Source organism: Kitasatospora sp. NPDC088742 (assembly GCF_055584905.1).
In genome coordinates this window covers 78,655-94,917 of the sequence record NZ_JBVJLD010000024.1, presented here as the reverse complement: position 1 = coordinate 94,917, position 16,263 = coordinate 78,655, and the positions used below count along the sequence as shown (strand labels likewise).

19 protein-coding genes are annotated in these 16,263 nt (G+C 75.8%); all 19 read left to right on the top strand.

Annotation, left to right across the window (positions count from 1 at the left end; genetic code table 11):
* Positions 1 to 10: 10 nt before the first annotated feature.
* The gene (locus tag ACZ6ZR_RS20140) at positions 11 to 949 is read left to right on the top strand and encodes a beta-ketoacyl synthase N-terminal-like domain-containing protein (RefSeq protein ID WP_465644120.1); all 939 of its coding nucleotides are present in this window, start codon (positions 11 to 13) and stop codon (positions 947 to 949) included.
* Positions 946 to 1,794, top strand: coding sequence for an alpha/beta hydrolase (locus ACZ6ZR_RS20135; RefSeq protein ID WP_465644118.1), 849 nt, complete (start codon positions 946 to 948; stop codon positions 1,792 to 1,794). The genes ACZ6ZR_RS20140 and ACZ6ZR_RS20135 overlap by 4 nt, the downstream gene beginning before the upstream one ends.
* Positions 1,791 to 2,753: an acyl-CoA thioesterase family protein gene (locus tag ACZ6ZR_RS20130; RefSeq protein ID WP_465644117.1), complete on the top strand. Its 963-nt coding sequence runs from the start codon at positions 1,791 to 1,793 to the stop codon at positions 2,751 to 2,753. Before ACZ6ZR_RS20135 ends, ACZ6ZR_RS20130 begins: the two co-directional genes overlap by 4 nt.
* Positions 2,754 to 2,786: 33 nt before the next feature.
* A complete protein-coding gene (locus ACZ6ZR_RS20125; protein ID WP_465644115.1) occupies positions 2,787 to 3,965 on the top strand; it encodes a beta-ketoacyl synthase N-terminal-like domain-containing protein in 1,179 nt (392 codons plus the stop codon).
* Positions 3,962 to 4,921, top strand: a complete 960-nt coding sequence (locus ACZ6ZR_RS20120) for a beta-ketoacyl synthase N-terminal-like domain-containing protein (RefSeq protein WP_465644114.1) — start codon at positions 3,962 to 3,964, stop codon at positions 4,919 to 4,921. Before ACZ6ZR_RS20125 ends, ACZ6ZR_RS20120 begins: the two co-directional genes overlap by 4 nt.
* Positions 4,918 to 5,718 (top strand): SDR family oxidoreductase, encoded by an 801-nt coding sequence (locus tag ACZ6ZR_RS20115; protein ID WP_465644112.1) that lies wholly within the window; start codon positions 4,918 to 4,920, stop codon positions 5,716 to 5,718. Before ACZ6ZR_RS20120 ends, ACZ6ZR_RS20115 begins: the two co-directional genes overlap by 4 nt.
* A complete protein-coding gene (locus tag ACZ6ZR_RS20110; protein ID WP_465644110.1) occupies positions 5,715 to 6,668 on the top strand; it encodes an alpha/beta hydrolase in 954 nt (317 codons plus the stop codon). Before ACZ6ZR_RS20115 ends, ACZ6ZR_RS20110 begins: the two co-directional genes overlap by 4 nt.
* Complete coding sequence (locus ACZ6ZR_RS20105; RefSeq protein WP_465644109.1) at positions 6,661 to 6,987, top strand: DsrE family protein; 327 nt, start codon at positions 6,661 to 6,663, stop codon at positions 6,985 to 6,987. Before ACZ6ZR_RS20110 ends, ACZ6ZR_RS20105 begins: the two co-directional genes overlap by 8 nt.
* A gap of 1 nt (position 6,988) precedes the next feature.
* On the top strand, positions 6,989 to 7,399 hold the full coding sequence (locus ACZ6ZR_RS20100) for a hypothetical protein (RefSeq protein WP_465644107.1): 411 nt from the start codon (positions 6,989 to 6,991) through the stop codon (positions 7,397 to 7,399).
* Positions 7,400 to 7,467: 68 nt separating this feature from the next.
* Positions 7,468 to 7,917: a hypothetical protein gene (locus ACZ6ZR_RS20095; protein WP_465644105.1), complete on the top strand. Its 450-nt coding sequence runs from the start codon at positions 7,468 to 7,470 to the stop codon at positions 7,915 to 7,917.
* A gap of 44 nt (positions 7,918 to 7,961) precedes the next feature.
* Positions 7,962 to 9,104: a beta-ketoacyl synthase N-terminal-like domain-containing protein gene (locus ACZ6ZR_RS20090; protein WP_465644103.1), complete on the top strand. Its 1,143-nt coding sequence runs from the start codon at positions 7,962 to 7,964 to the stop codon at positions 9,102 to 9,104.
* Positions 9,105 to 9,109: 5 nt separating this feature from the next.
* On the top strand, positions 9,110 to 9,361 hold the full coding sequence (locus ACZ6ZR_RS20085; protein ID WP_465644102.1) for an acyl carrier protein: 252 nt from the start codon (positions 9,110 to 9,112) through the stop codon (positions 9,359 to 9,361).
* A complete protein-coding gene (locus tag ACZ6ZR_RS20080; protein WP_465644100.1) occupies positions 9,358 to 9,750 on the top strand; it encodes a 3-hydroxyacyl-ACP dehydratase FabZ family protein in 393 nt (130 codons plus the stop codon). The genes ACZ6ZR_RS20085 and ACZ6ZR_RS20080 overlap by 4 nt, the downstream gene beginning before the upstream one ends.
* Positions 9,747 to 10,250 (top strand): 3-hydroxyacyl-ACP dehydratase FabZ family protein, encoded by a 504-nt coding sequence (locus ACZ6ZR_RS20075; protein ID WP_465644099.1) that lies wholly within the window; start codon positions 9,747 to 9,749, stop codon positions 10,248 to 10,250. The genes ACZ6ZR_RS20080 and ACZ6ZR_RS20075 overlap by 4 nt, the downstream gene beginning before the upstream one ends.
* Positions 10,250 to 11,005, top strand: a complete 756-nt coding sequence (gene fabG, locus ACZ6ZR_RS20070; RefSeq protein WP_465644098.1) for a 3-oxoacyl-[acyl-carrier-protein] reductase — start codon at positions 10,250 to 10,252, stop codon at positions 11,003 to 11,005. The genes ACZ6ZR_RS20075 and fabG overlap by 1 nt, the downstream gene beginning before the upstream one ends.
* A complete protein-coding gene (locus ACZ6ZR_RS20065) occupies positions 11,002 to 11,727 on the top strand; it encodes a DsbA family protein (protein WP_465644097.1) in 726 nt (241 codons plus the stop codon). The genes fabG and ACZ6ZR_RS20065 overlap by 4 nt, the downstream gene beginning before the upstream one ends.
* A 127-nt stretch (positions 11,728 to 11,854) precedes the next feature.
* Positions 11,855 to 13,438, top strand: a complete 1,584-nt coding sequence (locus tag ACZ6ZR_RS20060; protein WP_465644095.1) for a GMC oxidoreductase — start codon at positions 11,855 to 11,857, stop codon at positions 13,436 to 13,438.
* A 96-nt stretch (positions 13,439 to 13,534) separates the two neighbouring features.
* Positions 13,535 to 14,464: an oxidoreductase gene (locus ACZ6ZR_RS20055; RefSeq protein WP_465644093.1), complete on the top strand. Its 930-nt coding sequence runs from the start codon at positions 13,535 to 13,537 to the stop codon at positions 14,462 to 14,464.
* Between the two features lie 100 nt (positions 14,465 to 14,564).
* Positions 14,565 to 16,145 carry an AMP-binding protein gene (locus ACZ6ZR_RS20050; RefSeq protein WP_465644092.1) on the top strand — a complete coding sequence of 527 codons (1,581 nt, stop codon included), beginning with the start codon at positions 14,565 to 14,567 and terminating at the stop codon, positions 16,143 to 16,145.
* Positions 16,146 to 16,263: the final 118 nt, after the last annotated feature.

Here is a 16,263-nt window from a genome sequence, read left to right as displayed (position 1 = left end):
GGTGGCCTCGGTGACCGTGACGGGGGCCGCCGTCTTCGGGACCGGCCTGCGCGAGCTCCGGCAGCTGCTGCCGGACGGCGGGCCGGACGTGCGGCAACCGGCGGCGGAGCCCGCCGACCCGGCCGAGGTGCTCGGCCGGCGCGGCCTGCGGTACAAGGACCGGGCCACCTGCCTGGCACTGGCCGCCGCGCACCTGGCGCTGGCGGACGCCGGCCTGCCGACCTCCGGCGGCGACGGCCCGCCCGAGGACTGCGCCGTGGTGGTGAGCAGCAACCACGGCAACCTCGACACCGTCTGCGAGGCCGCCGAACTGATCGCCCGTCAGGGCACCGGACACCTCAGTCCGATGGCCCTGCCCAACGCCTCCAGCAACGTCCCGGCCTCCACCACCGCGATCCGCTTCCGCCTCGGCGGGCCCAACCTGACCCTGTGCAACGGCCCCACCTCCGGGCTGGACGCGCTGCACTGGGCCCGCCGGCTGATCCTGGCCGGCCGGGCCCGCCGGGCCCTGGTGGTCGGCGTCGAGCCGGACACGCCGGTGCTCCGCTCGCTCACCGGCGCCACCGGCCCGCTGTTCGACGGCGCGGCGGCGGTCGTCCTGGAGGAGGAGGGCGGCGCGCGGGCGCGCGGCGCCCGCCCCGGGCTCCGGCTCGGCGGCTACCACCGCACCGCCACCCTGGCCGAGGGCCTGGAGGCGCTCGGCACGCTGCCCCCGGTCTCGCTCTGGCTGACCGACGGGGCGGACGGCCCGACGCCGCCCGCCCTCGCGGGGGCCGCGGTCCACGACCTCGGCCAGCTGCTCGGCGGCGCCTCCGGGGCGCTCGGCGTGCTGCAGTGCGCGGCCGCCGCCGCCCGCCCGGCCGGGGCCGCCACCCTGGCCACCGCGGGCCGGCCCGGCGACGACGCGGTGGCCACCCTGCTGCTCGGCGCACCGGCGGGTGCGGCGTGACCGGACCAGAGCTGCAGCTCATGCGGCCCGGCCTGCTCACCGGCTCCCGCCGGGTGCTGATGCTGCACGGGATGGGCGCGGGGGACAACATCTGGCACCTGTACCGGGCGCTGGCCGGCCCGCAGCTCGAGCTGTGGACCGCCCGGCTGCCCTGGCGGTTCAACGGGGAGCGGGAGTGGGCCCGTGACCCGGGCTGCGTCCGCCTGGTGGCGGACCTCCTGGACGAGCGCTTCGACGCCGTGGTCGCGCACTCCTTCGCCGCCAACCTGGTGCTGGAGGCACTGGTCCTGGAGGGCTGCCGCCCGCCGGCCGCGACGGTGTTCCTCTCCCCCTTCTACCGGCCCACGCCGGAGGCCTTCCACTGGGACACCGCCTCCTACTACCTCGGCGAGTTCCAGCGCTTCCTGGAGACCGGCATCGCCGCGCGCCGGCTGATGTGCGGCTGCTCCCCGCTGGAGGCCGACGTGCTGCACGGGATGGGCCGCCACGTGCGCAACCAGATCGGCCCGTACGGCTGGCTGCGGTTCTTCGAGACCTACCTGCGCACCCCGACGCTGCGGCTGGCGCGGCTGCGCAGCCCCTGCCTGGTCGTCGCGGGCGAGGACGACCAGGCCGCCTCGCCCTGCGACGCCTCCGCCCTGGCGGCCGGCCTGCCGGACGGCCGTCTCGCCGTCCTCCCGGAGACCGGGCACTTCGCCATGGTCGAGGCCGCCGCCGCGTTCACCGCCGCCCTGGACGCCTTCTTCGCCGAGACCCTCCACACCCGCCCCGTCCATCCCGCCCCGCCCGCCGTCCGCCACGGCTCGGGGGCGCGGTTCACGTACGCAGAGGAGCGACCGACATGACCACCGCACTCGATCTGGGCCCCGCGCTCGACCGCACCACCACGGTGACCCTGCGGCCACGCTACGAGGGCTGCAACATCTGTACCTGGATCGGCTTCAAGCACGTCAACTACCTGGTCGAGGAAGCCGTGCTGACGCACCTTCGGGAGAGCGGCCTGCGGGTCGGCGCGCTCTACGAGGAGCACGGCCTGGGCACCGAGCTGGTCGGCCTGGACACCAGGATCGCCACCGCCCTGCACATCGACGACCTGGTGACGGCCACCGTCCGGCCCTCGGAGGGCCGGGACGCGCGCGGCCCGGAGGGGCAGCTCGCGCTGACCGTGCAGTTCACCGTGGACCGCGGCGGCGAGGCGGTCGCGGCCGTCACCTCCCGGGTGCGGGTGGTCTTCCGCCAGGACGACGGCTGCCAGGGCGGCCCGGCCGCCACCGCGCCGTACACGGTGCGGCGGCTCGGCGGCGGGGCGGGGCAGGCCCCGGCCGGGGGCGCGCTGACCCCCGAGCTCGCGGTCGGGCTGCTCCGCTCGGAGGGCAACACCGAGGTGTGGCGCTGGCGCGTCCCGTACTTCTACTGCCACTTCACCGAGCGGCTGCAGATGTCGGGCCTGCTGCGGGTGATGGAGGACGCCGTCGACCGGTTCCTGGAGGTGCGCGGCGCCTCGATCCGGACGCTGCTGACCGAGCAGGACTGGATCCCGGTGGTGCCGCACTCCTCGGTCACCGTGCTCGGCGAGGCGCTGATGGAGGAGGAGCTGTTCATCTCCTTCACGGTGGAGGAGGTCTTCAAGGACTTCACCTACGCCTCCCGGCTGGACCTCTCCGTGCTGCGCAACGGCGCGCTGGTGCCGGTCGCCACCGGCCGGATCACCCACGGCTACGCCCACATCGACAGCCGCCGGGACTGGTCCCTGGTGCGGTTCGACGAGCGCCTGCTGCGGGCACTCGCCGGGCCGGCCCACTAGGGCCGTGACGCCGCCGACGACAGGAGAGTGACGATGGATGGCAAGGTCCTGATCACCGGTCTGGGCGCCGTCTCGTCCTTCGGCGCCGGCCTCGACGTCTTCCGCCGGGGCCTGCTGAAGGCCGACGGCCTGCCGGTGGAGACCGCCGACCCGTGGGCGAACGTCCCGGTCCGGCGGATGTACCTGGTGCCCGACGCACCGTCAGGTCCCGGGCGGGTCACCGGTTTCGCGGTGGCGGCGGCCCGGGAGGCGCTGGCCGACGCGCGGCTGGACCGCGAGCAGGTGGGCCGTACCCGGACGGCCGTCGTCGTCGGCACCACGATCGGCGACGGCGCCGACGACGAGCGCCACGCCCCCGGCAGCCCCGATCCGGGCGGCCGGTCCGCCTACGGGGTGGCCGGGGCGGTCGCGGCGGCCGTGGGGGCCACCGGGCCCGCCCCGGTGGTCGGCAACGCCTGCGCGGCCAGCGGCTACGCGGTGGCGATGGCGGCGGACCTGATCCGCTCCGGCGAGGCCGACGTGGTGGTGGCCGGCGGCTCCGAGGCGTACTCGCGGGTGGCGCTGGCCTGCTTCAACCGGATGGGCGCGATGGACCCGGTGCGCTGCCGGCCGTTCGACGCCGGCCGGCGCGGCACCGTGTTCGGCGAGGGTGCCGCCGTGCTCGTCCTGGAGTCGGCCGAGCACGCCCGCCGCCGGGGCGCCTCGGCACGCGCCTACGCCACGGTGGGAGGCAGCGGCTGGAGCTGCGACGCCCACCACATCACCAGCCCCGACCCGGACGGCGAGCAGATCACCCGGGCCATGGGCGGAGCGCTGAAGGAGGCCGGGATCACGCCCGCGGAGATCGGCTGCGTCGTCCCGCACGGCACCGGCACCGAGCTCAACGACGTGGTGGAGAGCGCGGTGCTGGGCCGGCTGCTCGGCGACCGGCTGGACCGCACGCCGGTCTACAGCCTCAAGGCGCTGGTCGGGCACACCGGCGGCGCGGCCGGCGCCTTCGCGGTGCTCACCGCGGCCCTGGTGGCACGCGAGCGCTCGGTGATGCCGAACGTGCCGGTGGCCGACCAGGACCCCCGGTGCCCGCTCTGGCTCCCGGCGGACGGGCCGGTCCCGCTCGCCGGGCGGGCGGTCCTGGTCAACGCGTACGGCTTCGGCGGCAACAACGTCTCGATCGCCCTGCTGGCGACCGACGGAGAGGAGGACCTCCGGTGAACACCGCAACACTCGTGGTCAGCGGCGTGGGCGTGGTCACGCCCTGGTCCGACGACCCCCGCCGGGCCGCCCACGGGGCGCCCGGCGCCGGACAGGCCGACCCGGCCTGGTTCGACGTGGCCGCCCAGCTCGGCCCGCGCGGCTACCGCTACCTGCCGCCCGCCTGCGGCTACCTGCTGGCCGCCGCCCGCCGGGCGGTGGCCGACTCGGGCGGGCTGGACGGCGTGCCGGAGGACCGGCGGGCCGTGGTGGTGGCCACCAACCACGCGGCCACCCGGGTGCTGGACGGGATGGACGAGACGGTGGCCCTGGAGGGCTCGCACGCCCTCAGCCCGGCCCTGGCGCCGTACTTCTCGATCAACACCTACGCGGGCCGGGTCACCACCGAGTTCGCCACCAAGGGGTTCGCGGTGACGCTCACCTCCCCGGCGGTGGCCGGGTTCGAGGCGCTGGCGCTGGCGGGCACCTCGGTCCGGCACGGCCGGGCGGGCACGCTGGTGGTGGGGGCCACCGAGGCGGCGCTGCCCGCCGGGCACAGGGCGGCCTCGGCCGGCGAGGCCGGGGCGGCCGTCCTGGTGCTGGAGCCGGCCGGCGCCGCGCGGCTGCGCGAGACCCGCGGCCGTGGCACGGTGCGGGCCGTCTCGCTGGCGGTCCCGCCGGGCGGGGCGGCACCGGGCCGGGTGGCGGCCGCCCTGGACCGGCTGCTGGGGGACGGCCCGGCCCCGGCCGCGGTGCACCTGGTGGCCGACGGCTCCGCGGCGGCCGGGCTGGTCGCCCTGGAGCTGGCGCGGTACGGCGAGGTCCGCACCGAGGCGCTCGGCGCGGGCTGCCTGGCGCCGATGCTGCGGCTGGTCGAGGCGCTGGCCTCGGGCGGCGGACGGCAGGTGGTGGCGGTGGCCTGCGGCACCGGCCGGGTGGCCCTGGCCGTCCTGGACCCGGAGGAGGGGACGGCGTGAACGACGATGCCCTGAAAGGCTCCTGGGCCGTGGTGCTCGGCGCGTCCAGCGGCATCGGCGCCGCCGTCGCCGAGGGCCTGGCCCGCCGCGGCGCCCACGTGCTGGGCGTGCACTTCGACACCGCCGCGGCGGAGCCCGGGATCGCCGCGCTGACCGACCGGCTCCGCTCGTACGGCACCACCGTGGAGTTCCACAACGCGAACGCCGCCAACCGGGCCGTCCGCTCCGAACTGACGGAGCGCGTCGGCGAGTTGGCCCGGGAGCGCGGGGTGCGGGTACTGCTGCACTCGCTGGCCTTCGGCACCCTGGCCCCCTACCTGCGCGGCACCGAGGCCCAAGGGCCGGTCGAGGCACGGCAGTTGACGATGACCCTGGACGTGATGGCGCACTCGCTCGTCTACTGGACCCAGGGCCTGCACGCCGCCGGGCTGCTCCGCCCCGGCTCCAAGGTGTTCGCCATGACCAGCGCGGGCACCAGCCGGGTCTCGGCCAACTACGGCCCGGTGTCGGCGGCCAAGAGCGCGCTGGAGGCCCACGTCCGCCAGCTCGCGGTGGAGCTCGCCCCCGATCTGGTCGCGGTCAACGCCGTCCGGGCCGGGGTGACCCGCACCCGCTCGCTGGAGCGGATCCCCGAGCACGCGGAGCTGCTGGAGCGCGCCCGGGCCGGCAATCCGCACGGACGGCTGACCACCCCTCAGGACGTGGCCGAGGTGGTGACCCACCTGTCGCTGCTCGACTCCTCCTGGCTGACCGGCAACGTGCTCGGCGTGGACGGCGGCGAGGTGCACACCACATGACCGCGCCGCTCACCGCGCTGGGCGCCGCCGCCGTCGCCGTCCTGGCCCTGGCCGGCTGGGCGGCGGTGGCCGCCGCCGAGGGCCGCCGCCGGGGCCTCGCCCTCTACCGGCCGCCGCGGGCCACCGGCGGCCGCACCCCCGCCGACAGCGGCCTGGACCACCGGGAGCTGCGGATCACCACCCGGGACGGCCTCGGCCTGGCCGCCTGGCTGGTGCCCGGGGAGGGGCCGCACACGGTGGTGGTCTGCCACCCCGTGGGCCGCGACCGTTCGGGCGTCCTGCCGCAGGTGCGGCTGCTGCACGAGGCCGGGCACCACGTCCTCGCCTACGACCTGCGCAACCACGGGGCCAGCGACGGCGATCCGCGGCCCCGGGCGATGGCCGACCGGTACACCGCCGACCTGCGGGACGTGCTGGCCCACGCCCGCTCGCTGCCCGACACCCCGTCAGGGGCGGTCGGCGTGCTGGCCCTCTCCTTCTCCACCTGGCCCGCCGTGTACGGCCTGGGCGGCCCGGCCGACCCGGACGCCGTGGTCTGCGACAGCGGCCCCGGCGCCGACATTCCGGCCGCGATGCGCCGCTACGCCGACCTGCAGGCCCGCCTGCTGCCCCGGCACCTGCGCCCCCGGCCCGCCCGCGCGCTGGTGCGGCTGGCCTTCACCGCCACCGCCCGCCGCCGGCTCGGGGTCCGGCCGGACTGGACCGCCGCCCTGGCCCGCACCGAGGTCCCGCTGCTGTTCGTCGCCGCCGCCCGCGACGTCCTGGTGCCGCCCGCCGAGATCGAGGCGGTGGCCGCCCGGGTGCCCGGCGCCCGGGTGTGGACGGCGCCGAACGCCATCCACGTGAACGCCCACCGGCAGGACCGGCAGGAGTACGCACGGCGGCTCACCGACTTCTACGCGGACGCCTTCGGCCGCGCCCCCGTCCCGGCGAGGCGGGCCGATGGCTGACTACCTGTTGGTGGAGAGCCGCGGTCCGTTCACCGACCCGGGCGGCGGCGCCTTCGTCCGGGACGGCGCTTCGCTGGCCCGGCTCGGCCACGGCGTCCGGCTCTTCCTGATCCAGGACGGCGTGCTCGCGGCGGTGGCCCGCCCCGCCGAGGGCCTGGTGGCGGTGCTCGCCACCGGGGTACGGGTGCAGGCCGACGCGTACTCGCTGGCCCGGCACGCCGTGGCCACCGAGGACCTGCCGGCCGGGGTCGAGGTCTGCGGGCCTGACGAGCTGGTCGAGGCCCTGCTCGCCGAGGACGTCCGGGTGGTGTGGCACTGAGATGGCCCCGCCGCCCGCCGCGTCCCCGTGGGACGTGCTGTTCTTCCTGTCCGCCACCCCGCACACCGGCGACCACGCCACCACCGTGCTCCGCCTGCTGCGGGCCGTCGCCGACCGGGGCGCCCGCGCCCAGGTCTGGGCCTGCGGCTCCGCGACCCAGCTCACCTCCGCCGCGCTCGGCGCCCGGCGCCCGCGCAACATGCGGGAGTTGGACGCCGAGTACCCCACCAGCGCGGCGCTCGTCCAGACCCTGCTGACCGGCCGGGAGGGGCGGCTGCGCTGGAACGCCTGCCGGTTCTGCAGCCAGGAGCGCGGCCTCGAGCACGTCGCCCCGGTCCGGGTCCGCTCGGCCCTGCGGATCGCCGCCACCGTCGGCGAGTGCCGCAAGGTCGTCTACCTCGGGGGTCCCTGATGAACGGCCGACCCGGCACCGCGCACGAGCCGACGACAGCCCGACACCCCGTCACGGAGCAGCCGCCGGTGACGGTGCGTCAGCCGGTGGCAGCACCGGAGCCGGTGACGGCGGACGAGCCCACGACGGAGCGCCGGCCCCTGCTGGCCGTGCTGGAGCGACCGGTGCAGACCGGCGCGGCGGAGACCTCCTTCGCCGACGTGCTGTACGTCGCACGGGAGTTGGGCCGCCAGTTCGGCGGCATCGACCTGGTGCTGCGCGGCGCCGCCGTGACCGCCGCGGTCGCCGCGCCCGGCGCCGCCGTGCTGCGGCTGGGCCCGGCCGGCACCGTCCCGGTGGCCGACCCGGCCCGGGGCGTGGCCGACCTGCTCGCCGACGGGGCGGCCGTCCTCGTGGACACCGCCGCGCTGGCCCGGCTCGGCCTCGGGCCCGAGCGTCTGGCGGCCGGCGTCCGGCCCTTCGAGACCGAGCGGCTCGCCGCCCTGCTCCCCCGCTACGAGCGGGTGTGGTTCCTCTGACCGCACCACCGACTCCCCACCTCCCACCGCGAAGGAGAGACCAGATGCCCCCCTCCCCCGTCATCCGCCCCGGCGGCGGTGCCGACCGCAGACGCCTGGGCATCTCCGCCTGGGCGGCCACCTCGCCGTACGGGTCGGGGCGCGAGGCCTTCGCCCTCGGCGTCCGCTCGGGCCGCAGCGCCCTGGCCCCGACCGGCCCGGAGCACGCGGACGTGCCGGTGGCCGAGGCCGCCGTGGTGCCCGGCTTCGACGCCCGGACGGTGCTCGGCCGCAAGGGCACCCGGTCCATGGACCGGGCGACCGCGCTGGCGGTGGCCACCGTGGGCATGCTGCTGGACGGCGGCACGCCCCCCGCCGACGACGTGGCCCTGGTGCTGGGCACCAGCAACGGCAGCGTGCAGAGCATGATGGACTTCACCCGCGACTCGCTCTCCCAGGCGAAGCCGTACCACGTCGACCCGGCCCGCTTCCCCAACACGGTGATGAACTGCGCGGCCGGCCAGTGCGCCATCTGGCACGGCCTGCACGGCCCCAACACCACGGTGGCGGGCGGCAGGGCGACCACCCTGCTGGCCCTCAGCTACGCCCGTCGGCTCTGGCGGGCCGGCCGCGCGTCCAAGGTGCTGTGCGGCGCGGTCGAGGAGTTCTCCGAGCAGCGCGCCCGGTTGGAGGCCTGGCAGTCGGACGGCCCCGCGACCGTGCTCGGCGAGGGCTGCGCGGTGCTCGCCCTGGAGCCGCTGGACGTGATCGCCGGGCGCGGCGAGCAGCCGCTGGCCGAGCTGCTGGCGCTGGAGTTCGGCGTCTTCTCCTCGCCCGCCGAGGCCCCGGCCCTGTTGACCCGTCAGGTGACCGCCGCGCTCGCCTCGGCCGGCCTCACCCCCGACCGGATCCGCCACGTGGCGCCGTCCGCCGTGGACGAGGCGCAGTACGACCTGGAGCGCACCGCGATCGAGAAGGCGCTGCCCGGGGCGATGCCCCGGTGGAGCGCGCTCGGCCCGCTGGTCGGCGACACCGGTGCGGCCTCCGGCGCCTTCCAGATCGCCGCCGTGCTGGCCGAGGCCGAGGCCGGGGAGGCCCCGGCCGGGGACTGCGCCCTGATCACCGCCGTCGACCGGGACGGCGTGGCCGGCTGCGCCGTGCTGCGCCTCCCGGTCCTGCCCGTCCCCTCCCACCACCGAGAAAGGTGACCACGATGGCCAACGCCACCGCCCCCGACCGCGAGCAGCTCCGCACCCTGATCGCGGATGTGCTCGACCTGCCCGCCGACCAGATCACCGACGACGCCCACTTCGCGGACGACCTCGAGGTCGACTCCCTGATGGCCCTGGAGCTGATGGTGGTGATGGAGAAGACCTACGGGGTGAAGCTCGACGAGACCCGCCTGCGGGAGGTCACCTCGCTGGCCCGGGCGCACGCCCTGCTGGTCGAGGAGCTGGGCCGGTGAGCACCGCCGCGCGGCGGCCGACCCCGCTGGACCGCACGGTCACCGGCACCGCCGACGGCGCGGGCGGGTTCACCGGCGAGTACCCCGTGCACGCCGACGAGACGGTGCTCGGCGGTCACTACCCGGGTCTGCCGATCTTCCCGGGCGTGTGCCTGCTGGAGTGCGCCGACCAGGCCGTCCGGCGGACCGTCGGCGCGACGGCCGAGCCGGTGCTGGCCGAGGTCGAGAGCTGCCGCTTCCTGGCCCCGGTCTTCCCCGGGCACACGGTGAGCGTGCGGACCACCACCGAGCCGACCGCCGACGGCCTGCGCTGCCGGGCCGAACTCTCCAGCGGCGGCGCCAAGGTGGCCACCGCGCGGCTGCGCTACCGGCTGGAGGTGGCGGCGTGAGCCACGCCGTGGGCGACCGGGCGCTGATCGAGAAGCTGCTGCCGCACCGGCCGCCGATGCTGCTGGTGGACGAGGTGGCCGAGGTGGTGCCGGGCGAGCGGATCACCGCCCGGCTCACCGTGACCGGGGAGGAGGAGTGCTTCCGGGGCGCCGGTCCGCGGGGTCCGTTCCCGCCGGTGCTGGTGATCGAGTCCTGGTGCCAGACGGCCGGCCTGCTGGTGACCTGGGAGCGGCCCAACCCGGACGTGCTGAGCGGCGAGGTGATGCTGTTCGGCGGCATCAGCGGGATCCGGCTGCTGGCTCCGGTCCGGGCCGGCGACACGGTGGAGCACGAGGTGCGCGCCGTCCGGCTGTTGGAGGACAGCGCCGTGGTCGAGGGCCGGTCGACGGTCGGCGGCGTCACGGTGATGACCGTCGAGCGGGTGGTCATGGCCTCCCGCCCGGCCGTCGAACTGCGCGGCCACGAGGGTGCCCGCGCCACTGAGGAGGAGAAGACCTGATGCCCACGAACACGGAGGCCGCCCGCCCGGTCGCCCTGGTGACCGGCGGGACCCGGGGAATCGGCCGGGCGGTCGTGACCCGGCTGGCGCGGGACGGCTGGGACGTGGCGTTCTGCTACCGCTCGCGGTCGGACGAGGCCGAGAGCCTGGAGAAGGAACTGGCCGGGCTGGGGGCGCGCTCGCTCTCGGCCGCCGTGGACGTCGCCGCCGCGGCCGAGGTGCGCGGCTTCGTCCAGCGGGTGGAGGACGAACTGGGGCCGCTGCACACGCTGGTGACCTCGGCCGGCGTGGTCCGCGACAGCTCGCTGCTGATGATGGCGGACGAGGACTGGCAGGAGGTGATCGGGGTGAACCTGGGCGGCACCTACAACGCCTGCCGGGCCGCGATCTTCTCCTTCATGAAGCGCCGCTCCGGCTGCGTGATCACGCTCTCCTCGGTCGCCGGCGTGTACGGCCACCCGACCCAGACCAACTACTCGGCGGCCAAGGCCGGCATCAACGGCTTCACCCGGGCCCTCGCCAAGGAGGTGGGCCGGTACGGGATCCGGGTCAACTCGGTGGCCCCCGGCTTCATCGAGACCGACATGACCGCCGCGCTCCCGGAGAAGGTCCGCCAGGAGAAGGTCGGGGCCATCCCGCTGGGCCGCTGGGGCACCCCCGAGGAGGTGGCCGACCTGGTCTCCTTCCTGGCCTCGCCGCGGGCCTCCTACATCACCGGCCAGGTGCTCCAGATCGACGGCGGCATCGTCATATGACCCGCCGCCGCCCGACCCGCCCGCCGCGCCACTACTTCTCCTTCCGTAGCCCCTACTCCTGGCTGGCCCACCTGGAGTTGACGGAGCGTCACCCCGAGCTGGCCCGCTCGGTCGAGCGGATCCCGTTCTGGGAGCCGGACGAGCTGAGCGGCAAGCTGCTGGCCGAGGCCGGCGGCGGGTTCGTGTACCAGCCGATGTCCCGGGAGAAGCACTTCTACATCCTCCAGGACGTCCGGCGGCTGGCCGCCGCCCGGGGGCTGGCGGTCCGCTGGCCGGTGGACCGCGATCCGCAGTGGGAAGTGCCGCACCTGGCCTGGTTCGTGGCGCGCCGTCAGGGGCTCGCGGAGGAGTTCACCCAGGCCGTCTTCCGGGCCCGCTGGCTGGACGGGCTGGACGTCTGCGACCGGGCGGTGATCGCCGAGGTGGCCCGGGAGGCCGGGGTCGACCCGGTGGCCGCGGCCGGCGCGGCCGACGACGAGGGCCTGCGCCACCAGGGCCTGGCGGCGCTGCTGAGCGTCAGTGAGGACGGCGTCTTCGGGGTGCCGTTCTTCCTCTCCGGCCGGGAGAAGTTCTGGGGCCTGGACCGGCTGGAGGCGTTCGCCGCCGCCGAAGCGGCCCGCACCGCGGCCGAACCGACCCCTGCCGTACCGGCCCCAGCCGCGCCGACGCTCCCGCCGCCGGGCCGGCTCGCCGACCCGGGGCACGCCGGGGGCTGCGGCTGACCGGCGGGATTGACAACTTCGTGCCACCCCGGCCCCCTCGGCGCCACCGCGCGCGACCCTGGTGCCGGCGGCGGGCCACCCGGGACCGAGGGCGGCGCGGCCGGTGGGCATGGAAGGAAGATGACGGATGATCACATCGGAAGCCGGAGCGGGCGTCAGCCGCAGAAGCGTCCTGGCCGGCCTGGGCGCGGCGGCCGGCGCGACGCTGGCCGGGGCCGGTCCGGCCCGTGCGGCGGGCGCGGGCGCGCGACCGGCGGCGGCCGGGCCGGAGCGCGTAGGGGCGCTGATCGTCGGCTCCGGCTACGCGGGTTCGGTGGCCGCCCGGCTGCTGGCCGCGGCCGGTGTCCGGTCGGTGGTGCTGGAGCGCGGCCGGCGCTGGCCGGTCACCGCCTCGCACGACACCTTCTGCACGCTGGCCGCGCCGGACCGGCGCTCGTCCTGGATGAGCACCACGCTTCCGGTGCCGCGCTACGCCGGGGTGCTGGAGACCACCCAGGCCACCGGGATCACGGTGGCCACCGGCGCGGGCGTCGGCGGCAGTTCGCTGGTCAACCACGGTCTGATCATGCAGCCCGGGCCCGAGCTGTTCCGGCGCAGCTTCGGGGAGACGCTCGACCACGAGGAGATGGCGCGGCTCTGGTACCCGGCGGCGCTGCGGATGCTGGGCGCCACGCCGATCCCGGACGACGTGCTCGCGGACGCGCACTACAGCAGTGCCCGGGAGTTCGTCCGGCAGGCCTCGGCGGCCGGGCTGCGGGTGGTCCGCCCGGCGATCCAGGTCGACTGGGACGTGGTGCGGGCCGAGATGGCCGGCCGGGTCCCGGCCTCCGCCATCGCGGGCGAGGCCGAGGTCGGCATGAACAGCGGGGCCAAGCTGAGCGTCGACCGGACGGTGCTGGCCGCGGCCGAGCACACCGGTCTGGTCTCGGTGCGGGTGCTGCACCAGGTCACCGACCTGACCCGGCTGCCGGGCGGGCGCTACCGGGTGGAGTGCGAGCGGATCGACGAGTACGGGACGGTGCTGGAGCGCCCGGTGTTCGAGGCCGAGCAGGTCTTCCTGGCCGCCGGCTCGATGGGCACCACCAAGCTGCTGGTCCGCGCGCGCGGCCGGGGCAGCCTGCCCGGCCTGCCGGAGGCGGTCGGCCGGTACTGGGGCGACAACGCCGACCGGCTGGCGATCCGGGTGGGCCTGCCGGGCCCGCCCAGCACCGGGGGCCCCGCGCACGTGGTTGCCACCGACTGGAGCGATCCGGCCCGGGCGATCAGCCTGGCCGAGTTCCCGGGCGGGTCCTCGCCGGTTCCGGGCGAGGGCGTGTCGGGCACCTTCGCCATGCAGGTCACCGAGCCGGACGGCAGCTTCGCCTACGACTCCGCCACCGACACCGTGCACCTGACCTACCCGAACGACGACCCGGGGCTGGACACCGTGCTCGACGGGGTGCTCCAGCGGCTCAACTCGGCCAACCCGGGTACCCGGACGTACGCCACCACCGCCGCGTTCACCTCCCATCCGCTCGGCGGAGCGGTGCTCGGCCGGGTCTGCGGTCCGGACGGGGAGGTGTACGGCCACCCCGGTCTGTTCGTGGTGGACGGCTCGCTGATCCCGGGTTCGACCGGCGCGGTCACCCCGGCGCTGACGGTCACCGCGCTGGCGGCCCGGACGGTGTCGCACGCGGTCCGCACGCTGCGGCACAGATCGGGTAAAGCGTGACCGGCGACGGGACCGTTCTGGAAGACTACTTGGTGCACGACGAAACACCGGAGCGCCCAACAGCGGTGCTCCCGTATCGAATTGGACATGACTCAGATGAGTGAAGCAGTCAACTCCACGCCCGACGCCAAGCGTTCCGGCCAGTGGGCCCACTCCTCCGGCTTAACGGTGAACCGCATCGGCTTCGGCGCGATGCAGCTCCCCGGCCTGGGTGTCTGGGGTCCGCCGGCCGACCGCGACGCGGCGCTGGCGGTCGTCCGGCGGGCGGTCGAGCTCGGCGTCGACCACATCGACACGGCGGACTACTACGGCCCGCACGTGGCCAACGAGTTGATCCGCGAGGCGCTGTACCCGTACGCCGACGACCTGGTGATCGGCACCAAGGTCGGCGTGGTCCGCGGCGAGGACATGAGCTGGCCGGCCGCGGCCTCCCCGGCCCAGCTGCGCGAGCAGGTCGAGGAGAACCTCCGCCGGCTCGGCCGCGAGCACCTCGACATCGTCTACCTGCGGGTCGCCGGCGACTTCCTGCTGCCCTCCGACGGCACCCCCGTGCTGGAGTCCTTCCAGGCCCTCGCCGACCTGCGGGACAAGGGCCTGATCCGCCACCTCGGCCTGAGCACCGTGACCGCCGAGCAGCTGGCGCAGGCTCAGGAGATCGCCCCGGTGGCGGCCGTGGAGAACCGGTTCAACGTCCTGGACCGCCGGGGCGGCGGCGTGCTCGCCGAGTGCGAGCGCCAGGGCATCGCCTTCGTGCCGTACTTCCCGCTGGGCGCGGGCACCTTCACCAAGGGCCACCCGATGGTCCAGGAGCACGCCTCGGTGGACGCGGTCGCCGAGCGCCACGGCGTGACGGTGCAGCAGGTGGCGATCGCCTGGCTGCTCCAGCACTCCCCGGCGATCCTGCCGATCCCCGGCACCTCCTCCCTCGCGCACCTGGAGTCCAACATCGCGGCGGGCGCCCTGCGGCTGACCGACGAGGACATGCACGAGCTCGACACCCTGGAGTTCGAGAGCACGCTCCCGTAGCGCTCTCCCCCTGACCGGAGGGGCCGGGGGCGGCCCGGACGCCGCCCCCGGCCCCCTCCATGTCCGGACCCGTCCGACCCGACCCGAGGAGCCGACCGCCGTGACCACGTTCTTACGCAGCCCCTGGCCCGACCTCACCGTCCCCGACGTCCCGCTCACCGAGTTCGTGCTCGGCGAGCTCGGCGCCCGGGCCGACCGCACCGCGCTGATCGACGGCCCGAGCGGCCTGGAGGTGACCTACCGTCAACTCGACCGGGCCGTCACCGCCACCGCGGGCGCGCTGGCCCGGCGGGGGATCCGCCACGGCGACGTGCTGGCGGTCCGGTCCCGCAACAACTGGCAGTACGCGGCGGCCGTGCACGGCGCGCTCCGGGCGGGCGCCACGGTGACCCTGCTCAGCCCGTTGAGCACCGGCGAGGAGACGGCCCGTCAGCTGAAGCTCTCCGGCGCCCGGCTGCTCTTCACCGAGACGGCCCTGCTGGACTCCGCCGCCGAGCTGTGCCGGCAGGGCTGGGCCGAGCAGGACGTGGTGGTGCTGGACGCGCCGCCCGCCTCGGGGCCGTACCCGGCGCTGGCCGAGCTGCTGGCGCTGGGCGCCGAGCCGGGCCCGGTCCGCACCGTGCCCGGCGAGGACGTCGCGCTGCTGCCGTGGTCCTCGGGGACCAGCGGGCCGGCCAAGGGGGTCATGCTGACCCACCGCAACCTGGTGGCGAACATGCTGCAGACGCAGACCTTCATGACCGGGCTGGGCCCGGAGTCGCGCACCCTGGCGCTGATGCCGTTCTTCCACATCTACGGCATCCAGATCGTGCTGAACCAGAGCCTGCAGGCCGGCGCCTCGGTGGTCACCGTGCCGCAGTTCGAGTTCACCGACTTCCTCTCCACGGTCGCCAGGTACCGGGTCGACCGGCTGCCGGTGGCCCCGCCGCTGCTGGTGCTGCTGGCCAAGGACCCGCGGGTCGACGACCACGACCTCTCCAGCGTCCGCTTCCTCTCCTCCGGCGCCGCGCCGCTGGACGAGGAGGTGGTCACCCAGGTGAAGCGCCGGCTCGGCTGCCACGTCCGGCAGGGCTACGGGATGACCGAGCTGAGCCCGGCCCAGCACGCGGTGCCGGACCACCGCACCGACGTCGACCCCTCCTCGGTGGGCTTCCAGGTCCCGAACACCGAGTGCCGGGTGGTCGACCCGGAGACCGGCCGGGACGTCGGCCCGGGTGAGTGGGGCGAGCTCTGGTGCCGCGGGCCGAACGTGATGAAGGGCTACCTGCACGACCCGGAGGCGACCGCGCGGACCGTCGACGCCGAGGGCTTCCTGCACACCGGCGACGTGGTCAGCTACGACGAGCGCGGTGTCTTCACCGTGGTCGACCGCCTGAAGGAACTGATCAAGTACAAGGGCCACCAAGTCCCGCCCGCCGAACTGGAGTCGGTGCTGCTCGCGCACGCCGGCATCGCCGACGCGGCGGTGGTCGGGGTGCCCGACCAGCTGGCGGGCGAGCTGCCCAAGGCCTTCGTGGTCCGCGCCCCCGGCCACCGGGAGCTGACCGCCGACGAGGTGATGGCGCACGTCGCCGGACGGGTCGCCCCGTACCAGCGGGTGCGGCTGGTGCAGTTCCTGGACGCGATTCCCAAGTCGCCCTCCGGAAAACTGCTGCGCAATTCCCTCCGCGAACTCGGCTGATTCACCGCCGGGCGGCGCCGGGGCAGCAAGTTGCCACGGTCCGCGGCCGCCTCTCCGGACGGGCGGACAATCCTCTTGGAAGCGAGCGCGGCGAATCCGGGCAATCGGCCCGTACGGC